Origin of the sequence: Brakhagea baltica, assembly GCF_052161605.1 — a bacterium.
Taxonomy (GTDB): Bacteria; Planctomycetota; Planctomycetia; order Pirellulales; family Pirellulaceae; genus JBKCUI01.
In genome coordinates, this window is sequence record NZ_CP197409.1 from 3,460,466 (window position 1) to 3,479,231 (window position 18,766).

19 protein-coding genes are annotated in these 18,766 nt (G+C 53.4%); 18 read left to right on the forward strand and 1 reads right to left on the reverse strand.

The genetic code is table 11. The annotated features are described in order from the left end of the window. Nucleotides 1–2 precede the first annotated feature (2 nt). The 12 genes from SH449x_RS12870 (at nt 3) to SH449x_RS12925 (ending at nt 14,847) form a co-directional block, all read left to right on the forward strand. Entirely contained in the window at nt 3–842 is an 840-nt protein-coding gene (locus SH449x_RS12870; protein ID WP_482381732.1) for an anti-sigma factor family protein, read from the forward strand. Nucleotides 843–903: 61 nt separating this feature from the next. Further along, nucleotides 904–1,368: a hypothetical protein gene (locus SH449x_RS12875; RefSeq protein WP_482381733.1), complete on the forward strand. Its 465-nt coding sequence runs from the start codon at nt 904–906 to the stop codon at nt 1,366–1,368. A 38-nt stretch (nt 1,369–1,406) separates the two neighbouring features. Next, on the forward strand, nt 1,407–2,312 hold the full coding sequence (locus SH449x_RS12880) for a hypothetical protein (protein WP_482381734.1): 906 nt from the start codon (nt 1,407–1,409) through the stop codon (nt 2,310–2,312). Nucleotides 2,313–2,315: 3 nt separating this feature from the next. Then, on the forward strand, nt 2,316–4,535 hold the full coding sequence (locus tag SH449x_RS12885) for an efflux RND transporter periplasmic adaptor subunit (protein ID WP_482381735.1): 2,220 nt from the start codon (nt 2,316–2,318) through the stop codon (nt 4,533–4,535). Between the two features lie 5 nt (nt 4,536–4,540). After that, on the forward strand, nt 4,541–7,975 hold the full coding sequence (locus SH449x_RS12890; RefSeq protein WP_482381736.1) for an efflux RND transporter permease subunit: 3,435 nt from the start codon (nt 4,541–4,543) through the stop codon (nt 7,973–7,975). After that, nucleotides 7,968–9,068 carry a sialidase family protein gene (locus SH449x_RS12895; protein WP_482381737.1) on the forward strand — a complete coding sequence of 367 codons (1,101 nt, stop codon included), beginning with the start codon at nt 7,968–7,970 and terminating at the stop codon, nt 9,066–9,068. The genes SH449x_RS12890 and SH449x_RS12895 overlap by 8 nt, the downstream gene beginning before the upstream one ends. 530 nt (nt 9,069–9,598) lie before the next feature. After that, nucleotides 9,599–9,799: a hypothetical protein gene (locus SH449x_RS12900; protein WP_482381738.1), complete on the forward strand. Its 201-nt coding sequence runs from the start codon at nt 9,599–9,601 to the stop codon at nt 9,797–9,799. Then, nucleotides 9,796–10,284, forward strand: coding sequence for a DUF2924 domain-containing protein (locus SH449x_RS12905; protein WP_482381739.1), 489 nt, complete (start codon nt 9,796–9,798; stop codon nt 10,282–10,284). The genes SH449x_RS12900 and SH449x_RS12905 overlap by 4 nt, the downstream gene beginning before the upstream one ends. Further along, nucleotides 10,281–11,837, forward strand: coding sequence for a recombinase family protein (locus tag SH449x_RS12910; RefSeq protein WP_482381740.1), 1,557 nt, complete (start codon nt 10,281–10,283; stop codon nt 11,835–11,837). Before SH449x_RS12905 ends, SH449x_RS12910 begins: the two co-directional genes overlap by 4 nt. Next, a complete protein-coding gene (locus tag SH449x_RS12915; protein WP_482381741.1) occupies nt 11,837–12,283 on the forward strand; it encodes a hypothetical protein in 447 nt (148 codons plus the stop codon). Before SH449x_RS12910 ends, SH449x_RS12915 begins: the two co-directional genes overlap by 1 nt. A gap of 190 nt (nt 12,284–12,473) precedes the next feature. Continuing rightward, the gene (locus SH449x_RS12920) at nt 12,474–13,676 is read left to right on the forward strand and encodes a hypothetical protein (RefSeq protein ID WP_482381742.1); all 1,203 of its coding nucleotides are present in this window, start codon (nt 12,474–12,476) and stop codon (nt 13,674–13,676) included. Continuing rightward, complete coding sequence (locus SH449x_RS12925; RefSeq protein ID WP_482381743.1) at nt 13,651–14,847, forward strand: hypothetical protein; 1,197 nt, start codon at nt 13,651–13,653, stop codon at nt 14,845–14,847. The genes SH449x_RS12920 and SH449x_RS12925 overlap by 26 nt, the downstream gene beginning before the upstream one ends. On the opposite strand, the gene SH449x_RS12930 is transcribed toward SH449x_RS12925, so the two are convergent. After that, entirely contained in the window at nt 14,828–15,130 is a 303-nt protein-coding gene (locus SH449x_RS12930; RefSeq protein ID WP_482381744.1) for a hypothetical protein, read from the reverse strand. The two genes, SH449x_RS12925 and SH449x_RS12930, sit on opposite strands and share 20 nt — an antisense overlap. Before the next feature lie 27 nt (nt 15,131–15,157). On the opposite strand from SH449x_RS12930, the gene SH449x_RS12935 reads away from it, so the two are divergent. The 6 genes from SH449x_RS12935 to SH449x_RS12960 are packed head-to-tail and all read left to right on the forward strand — an operon-like array spanning nt 15,158 to nt 18,720. Continuing rightward, nucleotides 15,158–15,847, forward strand: a complete 690-nt coding sequence (locus SH449x_RS12935; RefSeq protein WP_482381745.1) for a sigma-70 family RNA polymerase sigma factor — start codon at nt 15,158–15,160, stop codon at nt 15,845–15,847. Beyond that, nucleotides 15,844–16,083: a hypothetical protein gene (locus tag SH449x_RS12940; RefSeq protein ID WP_479358127.1), complete on the forward strand. Its 240-nt coding sequence runs from the start codon at nt 15,844–15,846 to the stop codon at nt 16,081–16,083. The genes SH449x_RS12935 and SH449x_RS12940 overlap by 4 nt, the downstream gene beginning before the upstream one ends. A 55-nt stretch (nt 16,084–16,138) precedes the next feature. Further along, a complete protein-coding gene (locus tag SH449x_RS12945) occupies nt 16,139–16,363 on the forward strand; it encodes a hypothetical protein (RefSeq protein ID WP_482381746.1) in 225 nt (74 codons plus the stop codon). Between the two features lie 48 nt (nt 16,364–16,411). Further along, nucleotides 16,412–17,458 carry a PD-(D/E)XK nuclease family protein gene (locus SH449x_RS12950; RefSeq protein WP_482381747.1) on the forward strand — a complete coding sequence of 349 codons (1,047 nt, stop codon included), beginning with the start codon at nt 16,412–16,414 and terminating at the stop codon, nt 17,456–17,458. Nucleotides 17,459–17,473: 15 nt separating this feature from the next. Beyond that, nucleotides 17,474–18,256 (forward strand): ATP-binding protein, encoded by a 783-nt coding sequence (locus SH449x_RS12955; RefSeq protein ID WP_482381748.1) that lies wholly within the window; start codon nt 17,474–17,476, stop codon nt 18,254–18,256. A 2-nt stretch (nt 18,257–18,258) separates the two neighbouring features. After that, a complete protein-coding gene (locus SH449x_RS12960) occupies nt 18,259–18,720 on the forward strand; it encodes a DUF669 domain-containing protein (RefSeq protein WP_482381749.1) in 462 nt (153 codons plus the stop codon). Nucleotides 18,721–18,766 lie beyond the last annotated feature (46 nt).

The following is an 18,766-nucleotide window of genomic DNA, read 5'->3' on the forward strand; positions in this document are numbered from 1 at the left end:
GAATGAATTGCGATATTGTTGCAGAACACTTGTCTGCGTACATCGACCAAGAGCTCGACGCCGCGGCTTGTCTCCAACTGGAGGAGCATGTTGAACAATGCGATGCATGCCGTGGGCTGATATCTGAATACCGCTCGATGGGCGTATTGATGCGACGTTCGGAGCGAATAGTCGATACGGAAGCAGTATGGGAACAAGTTTCTCGCAAACTTGAAACTCCTGTTGTGACACTTGCTTCAACAGAATCCCAATGGAGGGCTTGGACCAAGCGTTATGGCACTTCTATTTTGGCTGCGGCTGCTGGTGTTCTTCTCCTGGTTTCGGCACTGCGCTACGCTGCGCCCGATAATCACGACGCCGCTAATGCGTTGCACGATCATGCTGCCATGGCCGTTGATTTTGCTGAGGTATTCCGCTCAGCCAGAACGGAACCTCAGATCGCCTTGTCCAAACTGAGCGAGAAGTACGACGGCCGTGAACTAGGCACCGAAGAAGCTACGAAATATCTTGGCTATCAGCCGGCGTTATTCAAAGGTGTTCCCGAAGGGTTCACTCGTGTGTCAACACACGTTTTGAACATGCCATGCTGCAAATGCTCGGCAACCATTTGTGAGCGAAGCGACGGCACATCGCTAATCGTCTTTGAACACAGAGATGAGCAACCTATCTGGTTTGGCGACTCCCCGTCAATTGAGACGCAGTGCGCGGGCATGCCTTGCAAGATTATTGAGTCAGCTGGGCAACTAGCCGTTAGCTGGAGAAACCAAGATCGGCAAATGACGATCGTCGGCGCAGATGATCTGACTGAAGTGAATCACTGGGTAGCGTCTCTGAAGTTGTAAGCACCACCTAGACTAATTCGACATCCCTTTCCAACTCCCTTGTTCCATAAAGGACTAAACCATGATCAAGAATAGTATTCTCGCTCTCCTTTTCGTTTTCACTGCGGCAGCGTCAAGTTATTCGCAAACAGCAAAAGACGAAACGTCTGAGCAACGTCGCGAGCGTCTGCGGATAGCTGTGCAAGCGATATGTCCAGTGTCGGGCGAGTCACTCACTGACCATGCCAAGCCGGTTAAGATGACGAACCCAGAAACCAAAGAGGTGCTTTATGTCTGTTGTGAAGCATGTCTAGAGTCGAAGCCGGACGCCAAGCACATTGAAAAGATCCGAACCAACTTCGCCAAAGCCCAAGGACACTGCTTGGTGATGACGGACAATGAAATCTCTTCCGATTCGAAGCACGGTATTGTCGATGGGCACTTTGTATACGTCTGTTGCCCGCCATGTGTAAAGAAGATGAAGGCCGAACCAGACAAGTTCTTGTCCAAGCTTGATGACCTTTACGAAGCGTCGCTCAAGAAGTAACCGTTCGATTCTACTGTTTCAACTGAAGGTGTTTAGAAATGAAAAGATGGAACTTGTGTTGTTTGTTTATTCTTCCCTTAGCGTTGACCACTCTGGTCTTCCTTAGTGGCTGCAATCCGTCGCAATCGGACAAGACCGCAGATCAGACTGCACCACGCGCTGAGGGTGAAAAGGCTGGCGCTGCAAGCGATGAGAGATCTGCAACGAACTCAGTTGCCGGCGACGTTGACAGTGAACATGGTCATATCCCGGGTGCTCACGGCGGCATCATGATTTCACTGGGGAGAGACAGTTATCACGTGGAAGCGGTCATCGATTCAGCAGGTGCTGTTCGGCTTTACACGCTTGGCAAGGATGAGAGTCGAGTTATCGACGTGGAAAGCCAGACGTTGAAAGGGTTTGTCAAAGCTGAAGGGGACGCGGATTCCAAACCAATCTCATTTGAGGCATCTCCACAGGACGGCGACAGCCCTGGGAAGACTTCGCTTTTCATGGGGAAACTTCCACAGGAACTGGTGGGGCGCAAGCTGGATGTAACCATTCCAAACATTCGAATCGATGGCGAGCGATTTCGTCTGGGTTTTGTCTCTGGACAGGAGAGCCATGATGAATCGTCCGACATGCCGGCTAAGGTCGCTAACGAAGCAGAACGAGAATTGTATTTAACAGCGGGCGGTCGGTACACCGCTGCGGACATCGAAGCCAATGGCAATATGACCGCCTCGCAAAAGTTCAAAGGGCTAAAGTCGGAGCATGACATGAAGCCAAAAGTTGGCGACATGCTGTGTCCTATTTCAGGAACAAAAGCGAATTCCAAATTCACGTGGATTATCGATGGTAAGCCTTACGAGTTCTGCTGCCCTCCGTGCGTCGACGAATTTTTGGCTTCCGCGAAAGAGTCAACGGACCCGCTGCCTGACCCAGATAGTTTCATCAAGAAGTAGGTTATGATTCTTCCATCGCAAGCTCGTTTCATCGCAGTATTAATGCTTGCCCTGACTACGTCGCTGGCTAGCGGCCACGAAGGACATCAACCGCTTCCCACCAAGGGTGTCCAAGTTGATACACAGAATGGTCAACTGACCTTGTCAGCGCAAGCGCGGGATGCCATTGGACTTCAATCAGAAGAGCTTGTGGTAGGCACCGTTGCTTCCACCTTGACGGTCTATGCGGAGGCCGTTACGCCGTGGCAAGCAAAGGCGTTCGGCTCGGCGCAGATTTCTGGTCGCATCGCCAAACTACTATCGCGTCCTGGGGACTTTGTGAAAAAGGACCAGATCATTGCGGAGTTGAGTAGTCGCGAATTGGAACTGCTCAAACTGGATTATCAGCAGGCAGTTAATGACCTAAGCCTTAACCAGCGTCTGCTTGACATGACAAGACCATCTGCGTTGGCCGGAGCTGTGCCGATGCAACGATTGCTGGAAATCGAAAACGCAGTTGAGCAGAGCCAGAACCGCGTGGAAGTCGCCCGAATTCGCGCCCGTACTCTTGGCGTTTCTTCCGAAGCCTTTCAAAACAGCGCATCTGGCTCGTTGAACTATCCCATTCGGTCGCCTATCGCTGGCCAGATCCTTCACTCGGACCTTGCAGAGGGCAAGTACGTGGAGGCGTTGGAACACCTATTTGAAGTTGTCAATACCGATGGAGTTTGGGTTCGGCTTCAACTCTTGGAAAAGGATATTTTTAAGGCCAAAGTAGGCAACCGAGTGAGGGTCGAGTTCCCTGCGCCGTCGATCTCGGTAGAAGGCGTTATCGATCGAATGGATGCTGGTTTAGATCCCCAGACTCAAGTCAGTTCAGCGTGGATGACACTTGCAAACCAAACGATCATTCCTGGACTTGTTGGTCGGGGCACGATTTATACATCAGAGCAAGACGAGAAACTCACCGTTCCGCAGCGGGCAGTGTACAGCGACGGGCTGCAGAATTATGTATTTGTTGAAGAGGCATCGACTCGGACGTCCGCAGAGTACCGGAAGAAGACCATCCAGTTAGGTAAGCGTACTCTGGGAGCGCATAAGCAAATTGAGCCGATGGTCGAAGTGCTCCAAGGCGACATTTATCCTGGTGACCGAGTGGTAGTAAAGGGAGGTCACGAGTTATCGAGTTTGTTCTTTCTTGGCGTTCTAAAGCTCTCTAGCAGTGACCAGCAACGTTTAGGGATACGGACCGAGCCAGCGAGTCACCGCGAAGTTGCTTCGACTACGCAGCTCACTGCGTCCGTGACGTTGCCCCCCGAGAACCGAAGCGTACTTTCCTCTCAATTAGACGGAACGGTCTATTCACACAAACTGAATCCGGGGCGATACGTCGAGGCCGGTGAAATATTAATGGAGATCGCGTCGCCTGAATTTCACAAGCTCCAGCTCGATCTGATCAGTACGTCGCTCGCCGCCGAACTCTCGCTTCGTCGCGCTGATCGTCTTGACGGCGTCAAAGGCGATGCGGTTTCACTACGCATCGTTTTGGAAACGCGCTCAGAGGCGGACCAGTTAAAGGCGCGTGCCGAAAGCCTAAGGCGGCAGCTTTCTACGTTGGGATTACTTGAAAGCGAAATAGAATCAATCGTTAAAGAACGACAAATCCTCGACTATCTTCCACTTCGCTCCAACATTGCGGGACGCATTACCTCGTCCGTCGTCACGTTAGGCGAAACAGTTGTCGCGAGCCAGCCTCTTGTCGAAATTCACAATCTCGAATCCGTATGGATTGAAGCGCATGTACGATCGCACGAGACCCATTCTCTAAATGGAGAAGTAAATGGCATCGCAACGATACTTGCCAATCCTGACATTAGCTTTCCAGTCGTCGTTTCACGAATCGGTCCAACAGTAAACGAGTCGACCCGCACACAGAGGATATGGCTTACTCCAATTGCAACCTCGAGTAGCCCGCAACTTCGCTCAGGCGCATTGATTACGGTCGTCTTGCCAATAGGAAGTCCAACATCGACTCTAGCGATCCCTTCTTCCGCAATCCTTCGCGAGGGGATGCACTATTTCAGCTTTGTTCAAAAGGACGATGGATACGTCGATCGACGCCGACTAAAGATTGGTCGCTCTGATGGTGCGTACACGGAGATTGTTGACGGTATCGAAGCGGGTGAGTTGGTCGTAACCGCTGGTGGTCGTGAGTTACAGACGGCCTTTGCATCATTGAGGTAGCATCCTTGCTCGACAGCATCATTCGTTTCTCATTACATAACCGGGCCATCGTTGCGATTGCATCACTGCTCGTAATGCTGGTCGGAGCATCGTTGCTTCGAACCATGCCTGTCGATGTGTTTCCTGACCTTAATCGTCCCACGGTGACGATTATGACCGAAGCACCGGGCCTGGCTCCGGAAGAAGTCGAAGTGCTCGTGACGCGACCGATCGAACTACTCTTAAACGGAGCTACCGGAGTCAAACGCGTTCGATCGTCATCGGCCATTGGTCTTTCGATCATTTGGGTTGAGTTTGACTGGGGAACCGACATCTTCATTGATCGACAGATCGTGAATGAGAAGTTGCAGCTAGCTCAATCAAAACTGCCGGCGGGTACCAACCCGACGCTCGCTCCTATTTCATCCATCATGGGTGAAATCATGTTGCTCGCGCTTCGTAGCGATATTGAACCGAGCTCGAAGTTAGAGGCGGACGCGAAAGCGATGGAGCTGCGCACGCTGGGCGAGTTCACGGTGCGCAATCGACTCCTTGCCGTTGAAGGCGTATCGCAGGTTTCCGTGATGGGCGGAATTCTTAAGCAGTATCAAGTCCTCACCTCCCCGTCGAGGCTGGCGGCTCGCAATGTAACCCTTGCACAGCTAACGGACGCCACCGCAAAAGCCAATGTGCTTGCGGGTGGTGGTGTGATGGATCGCGGCGAGAAAGAATCGCTACTTCGTATCCAAGGCCAGTCGCTAACTCTCGATGAGGTCGCCGCGACTCCGATCCTTTGGCGTGAGCAAGTACCCATACGAATCGGCGATGTGGCCGATGTCAAACTGGGCGGACCGATTAAGCGCGGCGACGCTTCTGCGGTCGTGAAGATTGAGCCAGATGTGAATTTCGCCGTCGATCGAGCTGCGGAGTATGCGCAGATGAAGGATGAAGCACATCTTTCATCTAGCGACCACGTTCTCCCCGGGCAACTACATACCGGACCCTACCGCGAGCTGAGAGGCGGTATGGCGGTAATGCTTACCGTGCAAAAGCAGCCCGACGCGGACACGATTAAGCTTGACCGAAGAATAAACGATGTGTTGGCTTCGGTTCAGCGTGAGTTGCCAGCGGATGTAAAGATTGAATCCGAAATTTTTCGCCAGAGCCACTTCATTGAAGCGGCGGTTGACAACGTCAGTGAAGCAGTACGCGACGGCGCTATCTGGGTAATCGTGATTCTGTTTCTTTTGATGGGCAACTTTCGTACAAGCATCAGCTCATTGTCATCCATGCCGCTGTCAATATTGCTTACCGTCATCGTCTTTTACCTGTTCGGTATCACCATAAACACGATGACACTGGGCGGGATCGCGGTTGCCATCGGCGACTTGGTCGACGATTCGATCGTTGACGTTGAAAACATTTATCGTCGACTTCGCGAAAACAAACAGTTGCCAACTGAGGCTCAGAAGCCGGCCCTGGATGTTATCTTCTCAGCATCGAGCGAGATTCGGAACTCGATTGTCTACGCAACTCTCATCGTCGTGTTGGTTGTGTTGCCGCTATTCATGATGTCCGGAATCGAGGGGCGATTGTTCGCACCGCTGGGTATTGCCTACATCGTCGCATTGCTGTGTTCGTTGGTGGTCGCCTTATCCTTTACACCTGTACTGGCCAGTGTATTGCTGCCTCGCGCGCCATTCTTAGCCGACAGACGCGAACCTTTAATCATGCGTTGGTTGAAGCGCTGGGACGAACGATTGCTGCGATGGACGCTTGGTCGTCCAAGGACCGTCCTCGCTGGGGTGAGCGTATTAGTGCTGCTCAGTTGCAGCACCCTTCCTTGGATGGGCGGTGAGTTCTTGCCTCCATTCAATGAAGGAACAGCGACAATCAATTTACGACTTGAACCAGGAACTTCCCTAGGCGAGAGCCAGAGAATTGCTGGCCGCGTTGAAGATATCCTACTTGAAGTGCCAGAGGTTCTATCGGTTGCCCGCCGCACCGGACGCGCCGAACTGGATGAGCATGCAGAAGGTGTGAACAACACGGAATTCGAAGTGCGATTCGCTCAACATAAGATTGAGAAATTGGGATGGCACAATGCTGTACTACGAGCAATTCCGATCGCGCATCTTTGGAGCTTTGAATACCAGGGGCGAGCGCAGGAGTCGGTGATTGCGGACCTGCGCGATCGGATTTCAAGCATTCCGGGTGCGGCCGTCAACATCGGCCAGCCGATCTCCCATCGTTTAGATCACATGATGTCCGGCATTCGGGCTCAGATCGCAGTAAAGGTGTTTGGCAATGATCTGCGTGAGCTTCGCACAGCGGCATACGATATCCAGGCTCGGATGCAAGAGATTGACGGGGTCGTCGACCTCCAGATTGAGCCACAGATTGAGATTTCGCAACTGCAGATGCGAGTCAAGCGTGACGAGGCCTCACGATACGGTCTTACACCGGGTGACGTGGCGGAAGTGTTGGAGACGGCCTTCAAGGGCAGAATTGTTTCTCAGGTCATCGAAGAGGATAAGTACTTCGGCTTAGTGGTCTGGTATGACGAGGAGGCGCGCAGAGACCCAAACGTCATAGAAGAAACCATTCTTGAGACACCTTCGGGAGCGAAGGTCGCACTTTCACAAGTTGCCGAAATCTTGGATACGACCGGCCCTAATGTGCTCAATCGTGAACACGTTCAACGCCGAGTTGCCGTTTTCTGCAATGTCCAGGGGCGAGACTTGGCAAGTGTCGTACGCGATATCAAACTAGCACTCCAGCCGGTTGAGCAGTCTCTTCATGAGCTGCCAGGTGAGTATTATCTCGACTACAGTGGACAATTTGAAGCACAGCAGCAAGCCACATACAGATTATGGGGATTTGCGTTGCTGAGTATCGTCGGCGTCTACCTGCTGCTGATGAAAGCCCTCGGCTCGCAGCGTTCTGCACTCCAGGTGATTGTAAACGTGCCATTGGCAGCGCTAGGCGCGATCGTTGCGCTCCTGATTGTGAATAGACCTGAAGCTTCTGAGTTTGTGGGCCAAGCTTGGTATCTCTGGCCAGGTATTTGGATTCAGGCGACCCACTTATCTTTGGCGCACTGGGTTGGATTCATCACGCTCATAGGCATTGTTAGTCGCAACGGCATTATGATGATCTCGCATTATCAACACTTGATGGAAGTTGATGGAATGCCATTTGGAAAGGAAATGATCATTCGCGGCAGCCTTGAACGCCTCGCGCCCGTAATGATGACAGCCATGACCAGCTTTGTAGGACTGCTTCCTTTGTTGTTTGGGTACGGCGAACCTGGCAAGGAGATCCTTTATCCGCTTTCCATTGTGTTGTTTGGCGGCATGATTGCATCAACCGTTCTAGACCAAATCGTTACTCCTGCACTTTTTTACCTTTTTGGCTCTGGGCTACCCATGTCGGACCAAGCGAGTTCACCGAATGTTTAAGACTACTTTGGCAGCTTTTCTGATATTGCTTCCCGCGTTCGTCTCTGCTTCCGAACCCTTCACCATCATCTCGGGGAGCGGCGAGAAATCACCGAAACAACCGCAAGCTAGTGTTGATTCGCTGGGTGTCGCCCATGTTACATTCGGCGTTGGAGACGACGTTTATTACTGCCGAGTTGGAGCTGATGAAAAGCCCTCACCACTCGTTGCCTTTCAGGTACCTAACATGTCGCTTGGAATGCGAAGAGGTCCTCGGATTGCTCATGCCGGCGATGCTATTGTCATCACTGCGATTGGAGGTCCGCAGGGCAAAGGTGCTGATGGAGACGTTTTGGCGTACCGCTCACTGGACAGCGGAAAGAGCTGGCTTGGCCCAGTGAAGGTCAACGACATTGAGGCCTCGGCGCGGGAGGGCCTGCACGCAATGACCGCCAGTGACGATGGAACATTGTGGTGCGTTTGGCTTGACCTTCGTGCGAAGCGGACTCAGCTCTTCGCATCTAAATCGATCGATCAAGGGGCCAGTTGGAGCAAGAATCAGTTGGTCTACCAATCTCCCGATGGAAGTATTTGTGAGTGCTGCCATCCATCGGTTGTAGCGGACGAGAGTTCAGTACACGTTCTCTTTCGCAATTCGCTTAAAGGAAAGCGCGACATGTATCTCGCATCTTCAGAAGATCGCGGAGACACCTTCGGTTCCGTAGTGCGCCTTGGTGAAAGTAGTTGGCAACTCAATGCTTGCCCAATGGATGGAGGCATGTTGGCGATGGATAAGAACAATAAAATTACTACAGTGTGGCGACGTGACCGCACGCTTTTACTTGCGAGTCCGAGAAGTGGTCTAGAAACTATTCTCGGCACAGGTGAACAACCGTGGGTCGCGAGCGATGGTGACAGTCTTTTTGAAGTGTGGACCAGCAAGCGTGACGGCGACCTTTTGATGAGGAGCACTGGCAGCACCCGCAGCGAACAAATGGCGACAAATGCCAGCTTTCCGATTGTCGTGGCAAGCAACGCGTCAGAGGCAGTATACGTCTTATGGGAGCAGCGATCTGGTGACACCACCACGCTTCTAGGCCGGAAGATCCAGTAGGTGAGACTTCAGTCTCGCCATGGGAACCTAGCCTTTTGCGAAGAGGACTGTTAATGATATTGCTTGACTTCATTAATTTTTTTGTGCCTATTCTGCTTCGCATTTCAGCACCAAGTTGCGAATATTCTCCCGGGGTAATGAGACGCGCATCGGCTGTTTTGCATAGATAGATCTGGGAGGGACGCTATTTCGGCTCCCTCCAAGGTCTTTCCGTGGAGCACAATCATCGACGCTTACTCTCTCGAATCTCGTCCCTACGAGGACGATCTGCCGTGCGATGCTGCATCAGTTCGTCGCCGGTCCATTGCCGTGATCCTTCTCCGAGGCATTCGTCGTTTCATCGCCGCCGATCGCGAATTGAATGACGATCAGAGCCCGATTTCAGCGCAGTTCGAACCTGTTTTGGGCATTCTCGAAGACTCTTTACCCGAGCCGCTTGATTTCGTTTCCGACACACCCCTCTCTGTGTCCGACGTCTCCGAAACACCGGGTTTTGGAGGCGATCGAAACATTCAAGAAGGAGGTAAATCGTGAGCAACGAAGCGAGAAACCGGGACATCGCGGCTCTGCTGGCCAGAGGTGTCATTCGGGTCAAGAAGCAACCACTAGTGGCGAAGGCGATCAGGTCGCAAATGCCAGCGAAGCATGACGTCAACAACATATCGCGAAATTCAGTAAACAACGATTCGCAGGTTTCACAGAGCCAATCGAGAGACGGAGGTGATCAATGAGCCCACACGTCACCATCGAGATCGCAGAGTTGCAGAACAAAACGGTCAATCAACTGGTCCAACGCTACGAGCAGGTTTTCAACGAAGAATGCCGGAGCCGTAACAAGCAGTACCTGATCCGGCGCATCGCTTGGCGACTGCAAGCCAACGAGGAAGGTGGGCTCTCTCGAGCAGCTCTCAAGAAAGCGGCAGAGCTGGCTGAGGATGCGGAGACGCGAGTGACTGCGCCGCGCAAAACCACCTCCGAAGGCGTGAAGTTGGTCGTGCCAGAACCGACTGCGTTTGTGGACTGGGACCCGCGATTGCCACCACCGGGCAACATCATCGAGCGGCAATACAAAGGCAAGATGATTCGGGTGATCGTCCTACAAGACGGTTTTGAATACGAAGGCCAACGCTACAAATCGCTGACGGCGATCGCGAAAGAAGTCAGTGGTTCTCACTGCAACGGATTTTTGTTCTTTCGACTTGGGAGGAAAGCATGAGTACCAAACCAACACCACGTCCCAGAACGATCCGCTGTGCGATCTACACTCGCAAGTCGACTGAAGAAGGACTCGATCAACAGTACAATTCGCTCGATTCGCAACGCGACGCTGGTGAGGCCTACATTCGAAGCCAAGCCAATGAGGGTTGGGAGCTCGTACCCGATCGCTACGACGACGGAGGCTTCTCCGGTGGCAACATCGAGCGCCCGGCGCTGAAGCGGTTGATGGAAGACATCCAAGCCGGCAAGATCGATTGCGTGGTCGTCTACAAGGTCGATCGACTCAGCCGCTCGCTTCTCGACTTTGCCCGCGTAATGGAGACGTTCGACAAGTTCAGTGTCTCCTTCGTATCGGTAACTCAGCACTTCAACACCACGCATTCGATGGGTCGGCTAACGCTGAACATCCTGCTTTCGTTCGCGCAATTCGAACGCGAGATTATCGGCGAACGCATCCGCGACAAGCTAGCCGCCCAATGCCGGCGCGGACAATGGACTGGTGGTTATCCGGTTCTGGGCTACGACGTCGATCGGAGCGAACGAACACCGAAGCTGGTAATAAATCCTGAGGAAGCCACCAAGGTCCGTCGTATCTTCTCGCTCTACCTCGAAATGAAGAACCTTCTCCCGGTGGTAAACGAACTCGACGAACGTGGTTGGACCAACAAGCTTTGGCACTCAAAGAAAGGACTGCCAAAGGGTGGCCGTGCCTTCGACAAGAGCAGTCTGCATGCGCTTCTGACCAACCCCATCTACTGCGGAAAGATCAAGCACAAGACCGATCTTTACCAGGGACAACACCAAGCAATCGTCGATCAGGAAATCTTCGATCGCGTTCAAGCACAGTTGCGTGAGAATGGCTTCAACCGTGGCAATCGCCTACCAAGCAAACATGGTGGCCTGCTGAAGGGACTGATCCGCTGTCCCAACTGTGATGTTGCGATGGTTCACAACATGACGAAGCGAAACTCGATCGTCTACCGCTATTACACATGCGTCCGAGCGATCAAACGCGGTCGACAATCGTGCAAGCATCCGTCGCTGCCAGCGGGTGAAATCGAAGCTGCGGTCGTTGATCAAGTTCGAGACATTTCCCGAGACGCGGGGCTCCGAGACGAGATTATTCGCCAAGCGATGGTGGCTACACAGCAAGGCAGAAAAGAAATTGAGGCACACCAGATTCAGCTTGGACGGCAGCTCGCGCGGGATCACGGCGAGATCAGGCAACTCGCGCTCGACGAACGACCCGGCGGCCAGGTATCGCATCGCATTGCCGACATTCAAGAGCGAATCGAGAAGGCTGAGCTTGAACTTGCCAAAGTGAATCGACAACTCGTCGACTTGGAAAAGCATGAAATGTCCACTCAGGAAATCGAAGATGCCCTAATTGACTTCGATCGCGTCTGGGACGCACTGACGACTCGCGAGCAATCCCAACTGTTAGCGCTGCTTGTCTCGACGGTCGAGTTCGATCAAAGCGATTGCACGATCGCGATTACATTCCACGCCAGCGGCATCGAGACGCTGGAACAACAATCACAGGAGGTTTGATGGTCACCGTAAAACGCAAACTCAACGTCAGCATCGCTTCGCGAGGCCGCATCGCGATTCGTCCACATGATCCCAACGCGGAAACACCACGACCAAGGCCATCGAGCAAGTTACCTCGTATCACCAGGCTGATGGCCCTGGCTATCCGGTTCAATGAGATGATTCGAACTGGGGAGGCATCGGACATGATCGAGCTAGCTCGGCTTGGACACGTTACCCAGCCGCGTATGAGCCAGATAATGGCCCTCAACCAGCTCGCCCCCGACATCCAGGAAGCCCTACTCAACCTGCCGGCCACCAAAGGCAAGCCCGAGATCCATGAGAAGCGACTGCGTCCGATCGCTGCCATGCTCCGCTGGGAAGACCAACGGGGGGCGTGGAAGCGAATTTGCGACGAAGTTGGGCTCGCAATGGACGCTCTGGCAGAGTCTGCGGATCGATTCTGAAAAATTCTTTAGTCGGTTTTTTCCGGTAAAAAATGCACTTTTCCCAAATTTCGCATCCGGCTGTGACCAAACGTGTCACAGGGGTGCAGTTCAATACTCCCATTACATTAACTAAAGCTAGCAATTTGGAGACGCTGGTCTTTTCGAGCCCCAAGGATGCGTTTCAACATGAGTGGAAGAGTGATCGCCTATGCCTACTTACAACCCCAAGCAACTCGGTGAACCAGAGGTCGTCCGAGAAATCAACCCGACTGTTCTTTGTGCTTTCCTGAAGCCGTTCGAGGGTTACCTTCGAACGCGTGGACTCGAAGTTAAAGAGCCAAGCCGTATCGACAATACCGCCATCGAGAAGCTGGTGGACATCTTGATCAACCCAACGATGAAGACGCCGCAGCGACTGCTCCACGCTGTCTTCTATGTGGAGGAAATGTCTACGCCGCTGGCTGCTGACTCGTTGCTCAAGCTCGCGCTACAAGCGGGCATGCCGTTCGATGAAAACGGCAACCACACACTGGCCGATGTCGTCATGCAGGTCTGGTTGTTCGACTCGAAGATGGTCGAAGCGCAGCATGCATGGCAAACCTGGAAAACGCCAAGACGCATGGAGTGCTTTCAGCCAGTCCAGTCGACGGGAATAGCTCCGATCACGATCACGGAAGATCGATTGAACCTAGCCATCAAGGATGCCGGCAATTGGTTTGCCAAGAACAATCGCGGCCGAAAATTGTTCATGACTCCGCGTATCGTCAACAACGAGATTCAGATCAGCATTCGGCGCGGCGATCCGTTCAGACGCAAGCCAACGATTGATGATGACGGCATGGATACGCTTACTTTTCGCGAGGCTCGTAAGGACTCGATGATCTACGACCTGAGCGAAGAAGTGCTGATGCTCAGTTCGAGCTTGAAGAGCACCTACCCAGTGTACTGTCGCATCTTCGGTAATCTGCTATTCGACGATCCGCAGTACTTTGGAATCTTCTCTCGTTATACGCTCGCGCCGCTTATGGAACTCGGCGAGGACGCCTTATCACCTGGCGAGATCGATGCCATCGAAGAGATCGTCTTGCTCAACTATCGCGTTCTACTGGGTGGACCGTTCAATCGCTACATAATTCATGGTGCCGACGACTTCTTCGCAGATCTCAAGTGGCGTGGCGGGACGTTTCAAGCCGAGGGTCCGTTGGATCGTGCTACCTTTCGGATCAAGTATCGTCACGTCAAAGCACGTCGGACGTTGTCGTTGTATACCGGAAATTCTTCGGCATACACACGCGATGAAAACGCACGCCACGTGGAGCAGTGGCTGCAGTTGCGGAGGTTTGTCATGAAGACGGGTGCAAGGGCAGCTAAAGGAGTGAACACGGATGACCAAGCTGTGGCGAACTATTGAGGAATCGCCATTGCTCATGGAGGTCAAGGATGTTTGGCGTGAGCGGCTCGGGAAGGAGTTCGAGCCGCTAAGCCGCTTTCTCGAGGCCACGAACATCGTTGCATCGCGATTGCCAGGTCTTACGCCGTGGTCGACTTTCAAGGTCATTGAAAGCGATGAGCAGTTCGTGGCGTTCTGTGATAGCACCGGCGATTCCAAAGTTGTCTCGCGCACCGATGTGATTTGTCATCAGCTCAATACGAGGCAACTCGCAGCGGAGTTGAATGCTGCGCTGAGTCTCGGCCGAAAGCCGGAATGGCTGGACACGAGCCGTCGTGTTTGGTTCCTCGGTAACTTGTCACTGGAGCTTCAATCGCGACCTATTTACTTATCGCTTCATGTTGCCAGCGAACTAACCAACGAAGCTCTGCACACCGTCGCTGCCCACGCGAGGTCAACGTTTCTATTGTTGGATCTCAACAGCAAACGACGTGACCAGAAGTTCGAAACCAGTGCCAAGATCGTCGATTGCAAACCAGTAGAGATCGCACAACTCATCAGTGTGACCGCAGATGGTCGCCTGCTGGCCAAGTCGAAATCGCGAGAACTCATCGCATCGATACTTGGTGTGACGCTCGAAAGCCGGCTGTCGGGCTACGTCTTCCAGCGCAAAGGCAAACACCGGATGCTCGCGTTCAACAGCGAGATCGAGATCACGGCAGAAACGAACGGCACTTGGTACATAGAGCAACTGCTCGCCAAGCCGAACAATGCATTTCGTTGTACGCACCTTGAAGCGTTGCAGGCGGGCTTGGCCGAGGAGACTTCCACCGGTTCAATCGGCGAAGTGGTCGACATGGAGACTCTCAAAGGCTACCGCGATCGCTTGCGGGAGATCGACGAGGAGCTTGAGGAAGCGACAAGTTTCAACGATCCGGCGCGGCAGGAGAAGCTTGGCGATGAACGCCAGGCCATTCTAGATCAGATCAAGTCGGCTCAAGGTCTCGGTGGGCGCGTTCGCCAGAACTTCGACGCCGAGCGTTCGCGAAAGACCGTTTGCAAAGCGATCTCACGAGCCATCGAAGCGATTGAGAAGGTGCATCCGGAACTGGGACTTCATCTCCACAAGTCCATCAATCTAGGACTCGAGGTCAGCTACAGCCCCGACGTCGTCATCGACTGGTTGTTCTGAGAACCGGTCGCTCTCTACTCTGCAGCCCCCACCACTGGGCGGCTTTCTGCTGCGCTGGCACCGGCCGCTTCCGTGCCACAAATTTCTGATCGTCCAAAACCCCAGAAAACGCCGGGTTTTCTTCCCTTTGCAAGTTGCGACACGTTCTGTCGCGTTGCGACACGAGTTGTCGCGGCTCGTCCTCGGTTGAGAGGACGTGAATCGCCCGACTGACCGTTACCTGCGTTTTCCGTGAGTCGGTCTCCGGCGCATTTCTGGTAATGGTCTGAGCGGCTGTGGTCATGCCATTCCTCCAACCGGAGGAAGAAAATTGACTGCGTCTGAATATCAAAGCCAGATGGTCCCCTTCGCGATGGAACTGGCAAATCGCATCTCACTGCGTCTCGAGCATCATAACTCGCTCAACTCATTCGAGATCGAGGACATCGAACAAGAGCTCCTCACTTACGTTCTCGAACGCGCCTCACAATTCGATCCGGCCAAAGGAAGCGTCGAAGCCTTTGTGACGCAAATGATGCGGACGGCCGCCGCTCGTCTCATCCGTGGATCGAATCGGCGACGCAGCAACCCGCCGCCGGGGCGCGTCGTCGACTCGCTGTCAAAGATGGTCGAAGGCCCCGATCGAAAGTCCGAGGAACTGAACCGTGGACTCTCTTCCGCTGATGGCACACGCCGTCGCCAGACTGAACCACGCGACCCATTTCGTGACGTCGAGTTGGCCGATGCCGTTGACCATCAGATCAACACTCTGCCTCGCCGCTACCGTCGCATCGCGCGGCTTTTGCGAACTCACAACCAAAACGAGATCGCAAACAAACTCGGTTTATCGAAACGAAAAGTTTCGCAGGTTTTAGCAGGGATTCGTGAGCATTTTGCGAGTGTCGACTGGAGTGAATCCGGATTTTTTTGGGACGTCGTTTCTCCGAATTGCATAGCTAGTTCTGGAGAGGACAACGTTTTTCAAACCAACCAAGAATCCAACATGGAGAAATCAGCATGAGTGCACCCGCCATGAATATCGAACAGCGCGTCACCGTCTCGCTTGCCTTGCAGCGATACCTGCGAGCCGTCGAACGCTTCGAAGCCGCTTCCAACGAGTTCAACGATTCCTGCCAAACGATTCGTGAGGCACTTCCTCGTGAGAGCCGATTCGTCGCCAACATTTCGCACCAGCACTATCTGGTGACCAGCGATCGCGAAGGCAACTTCGAGGTCGAGTCAGTCGACACGGTTTGATTCGCAACCGGGCACCCACCCCTCTTCTACCTCCTCGCTGAAAGATCCGCAGGCGATGTCAACACGACCTTTACCTCATGAACCCGGTGATCGGAAGTGCCTGAAGTGCAACGAAACGTTTCGTTCCAAGAGTGCAGCTAATCGCATTTGCAAAAAGTGCTCGCAGATCAATGCGTCGCTGAAGGTGAGTGAAGCACAGCTCGCTCGAGAACGAGGTGCGAAACGCCTCAACGGCAATCTGATCGAAGAACAAGACACCTCCGAGATGAACTTCTCGTAAGCCGCAACAAAACCAAGAAAACGCACCCAATTTCAGTTCGAAAGTCTTATGTCTCAAGCAACCCTAACCTCTGAAACGAGCGACAAGAACGTGCTGACCTACTCGGCACTCAACACGTTCCGTAATTGTCCTCGCAAATACAAACATCGTTACGTCGATAACCTGCGTCCACGGATGAAGGTTGAATCCCTGTCGTTCGGCAGCGTCATCCACAGTGCCATCGAGATTTGGTATCGCTCGGTTGACGATGCCAATCGCCTGTGGATTGTGCTGGATTTCATCGATCGAAGCTTCCCGGAACGAGCGACCGACGAGAACCAGCAAGCCAGCTGGCACCTGGCTCGTGCCATCATGACTGGTTACGCGTCGCGCTATGCCACCGAGGACTTCACGATCATTGAGATCGAGAAATCATTCACTGGAAACATTCGCAATCCAGACACGGGTCGCTGTAGTCAAACGTTTGTGATGGCCGGCAAAGCCGATGCGATCGTACAGCGATCCGATGGCATGTATCTGCTTGAGCATAAGACCGCCGCTTCGATCGATTCCAACTATCTCGACAAGCTGTGGACCGACACGCAGATCGCGTTGTACTGCTACTACCTGCGTGAACTGGGCTATCCGATCGTCGGCGTGATTTACAACGTGCTGCTCAAGAGCCGCCTCAAGCAAAGCAAAGGCGAGACGCAGGAAGAGTACGAAGCACGCCACGCGGAATTGGCCGCAAAAAACAAGAGTGGCAAGTCAACGGCCAAACGTCAGTTGCCTGAAACCAATGAAGAGTTTCAAGGCCGGCTTGCAGCCTGGTACGCCAAGCCCGAAGCGTTCCATCGCGAGTTCATTTATCTCTCCGAAGACCGTCTTGCCATGCTGCAAGACGAAGTCTGGGAGATCACCCAGCAGTACCTCGACGCACGACGTCGCGGCAAATGGCTGCTCAACACATCGAGTTGCTTCTCCTATCAGCGACCGTGTGAGTATCTGCCTTACTGCCAATCCGGCTTCAATCCAAACGTGGTGGACAACCTCTACGAGATCACTCCACCACATGAGGAACTCAATTCAATCGATTCTGACGCACCCGTTTTTTGAAAGGACTGACAACTAATGTCAATTGCATTACCAACCGAGGCATCCAAGCCCGTGACCGAACTCGGCAAACAAACGATCCTGCTCTACGGCAGCCCCAAACTTGGGAAGAGCTCCTTTGCGAGTAAGGCTCCAGGTTCGCTCTTCTTTGAGTGTGAACCTGGGCTCAATCACTTGGAAGTTTTCAAAGTGCCGACCTATTCGTGGGAGGCATTCCTCGAGGCTTGCAAGCTTGTCGCCAAGGGAGATCACAACTTCAAAACAATTGTGATCGATACCGTCGACAACGCTTTCAAAATGTGCTCGGACTATGTCTGTTCCAAGCATGGGATCGAGTACGAAGGCGACATGGGCCACGGCAAGGGCTGGGCTCTGGTCAAGAACGAGTGGCATCGTGTGCTCACGCGACTGGCCAGCCTTCCATACGGCTTGATCCTCATCTCGCATGCGGTCGACAAGACGATCGAAACGCGAACCGGCGAGTACACCAAGACGCAGCCAAGCCTTCCCGATCGCGCTCGCAACGTGGTCTTGGGTCTGGTTGACATCATTCTCTATGGCGATTCGATCGCCAAGAAGGACGCGGCAGGCAACGTCACCATCGAACGCGTTGTGCGCACCAAACCGCATCCAACCTACGAGGCTGGCGATCGCACTGGTCGTCTGCCTGAGCTGCTCCCTCTCGATTACGAGCAGTTCATGAAAGCTTTCAATTCTCCCGCTCGCGGCTCGGAAACCGGCACCAGCAGCGCAGCGAAGAGTTCCACGCCGGCAAGCACCCTTTCAGGAAAGGCTAAATAGTCATGAGTGATTACGAATCATTCGAACCTATCGATTCGCAAGTCGACCTCACCTCGTTTGATGACGAGTTCGAGACGGCAGACGCGCCGAGTTATGACGAGGTCCCCGACGGCAAGTACCAAGTGAAGATCCAGACCGCGAAGCTTGAATCGAGTCAGAAGGGTGACCCGATGATCAAGTTCGATCTGGTGGTCATCTCTGGTTCGCAGGCTGGTCGGCACATCTTCAAGAACTCGGTGATCACCCAAGCGTCGTTGCCTTATGTCAAAGGCGATCTAAAGACGCTCGGGTTGGAGCTGGCCAAGTTCAGTGAGTTGGCAGGTCGGCTCGAGGAGCTGCTCGACAAGACGCTCGAAGTCACCAAGCGTACGCGAGGCGAGTACACGAACGTGTATTTCAATCGTCGGCTGAATATCGCCGCCGCTCCGAGTGTTGGAGTGGCGGACGAGGACTTGCCGTTCTAAGTCGCTGGTCGGCTACCAGCGTTAGTCGTTCCCTGTGAACGGGTGC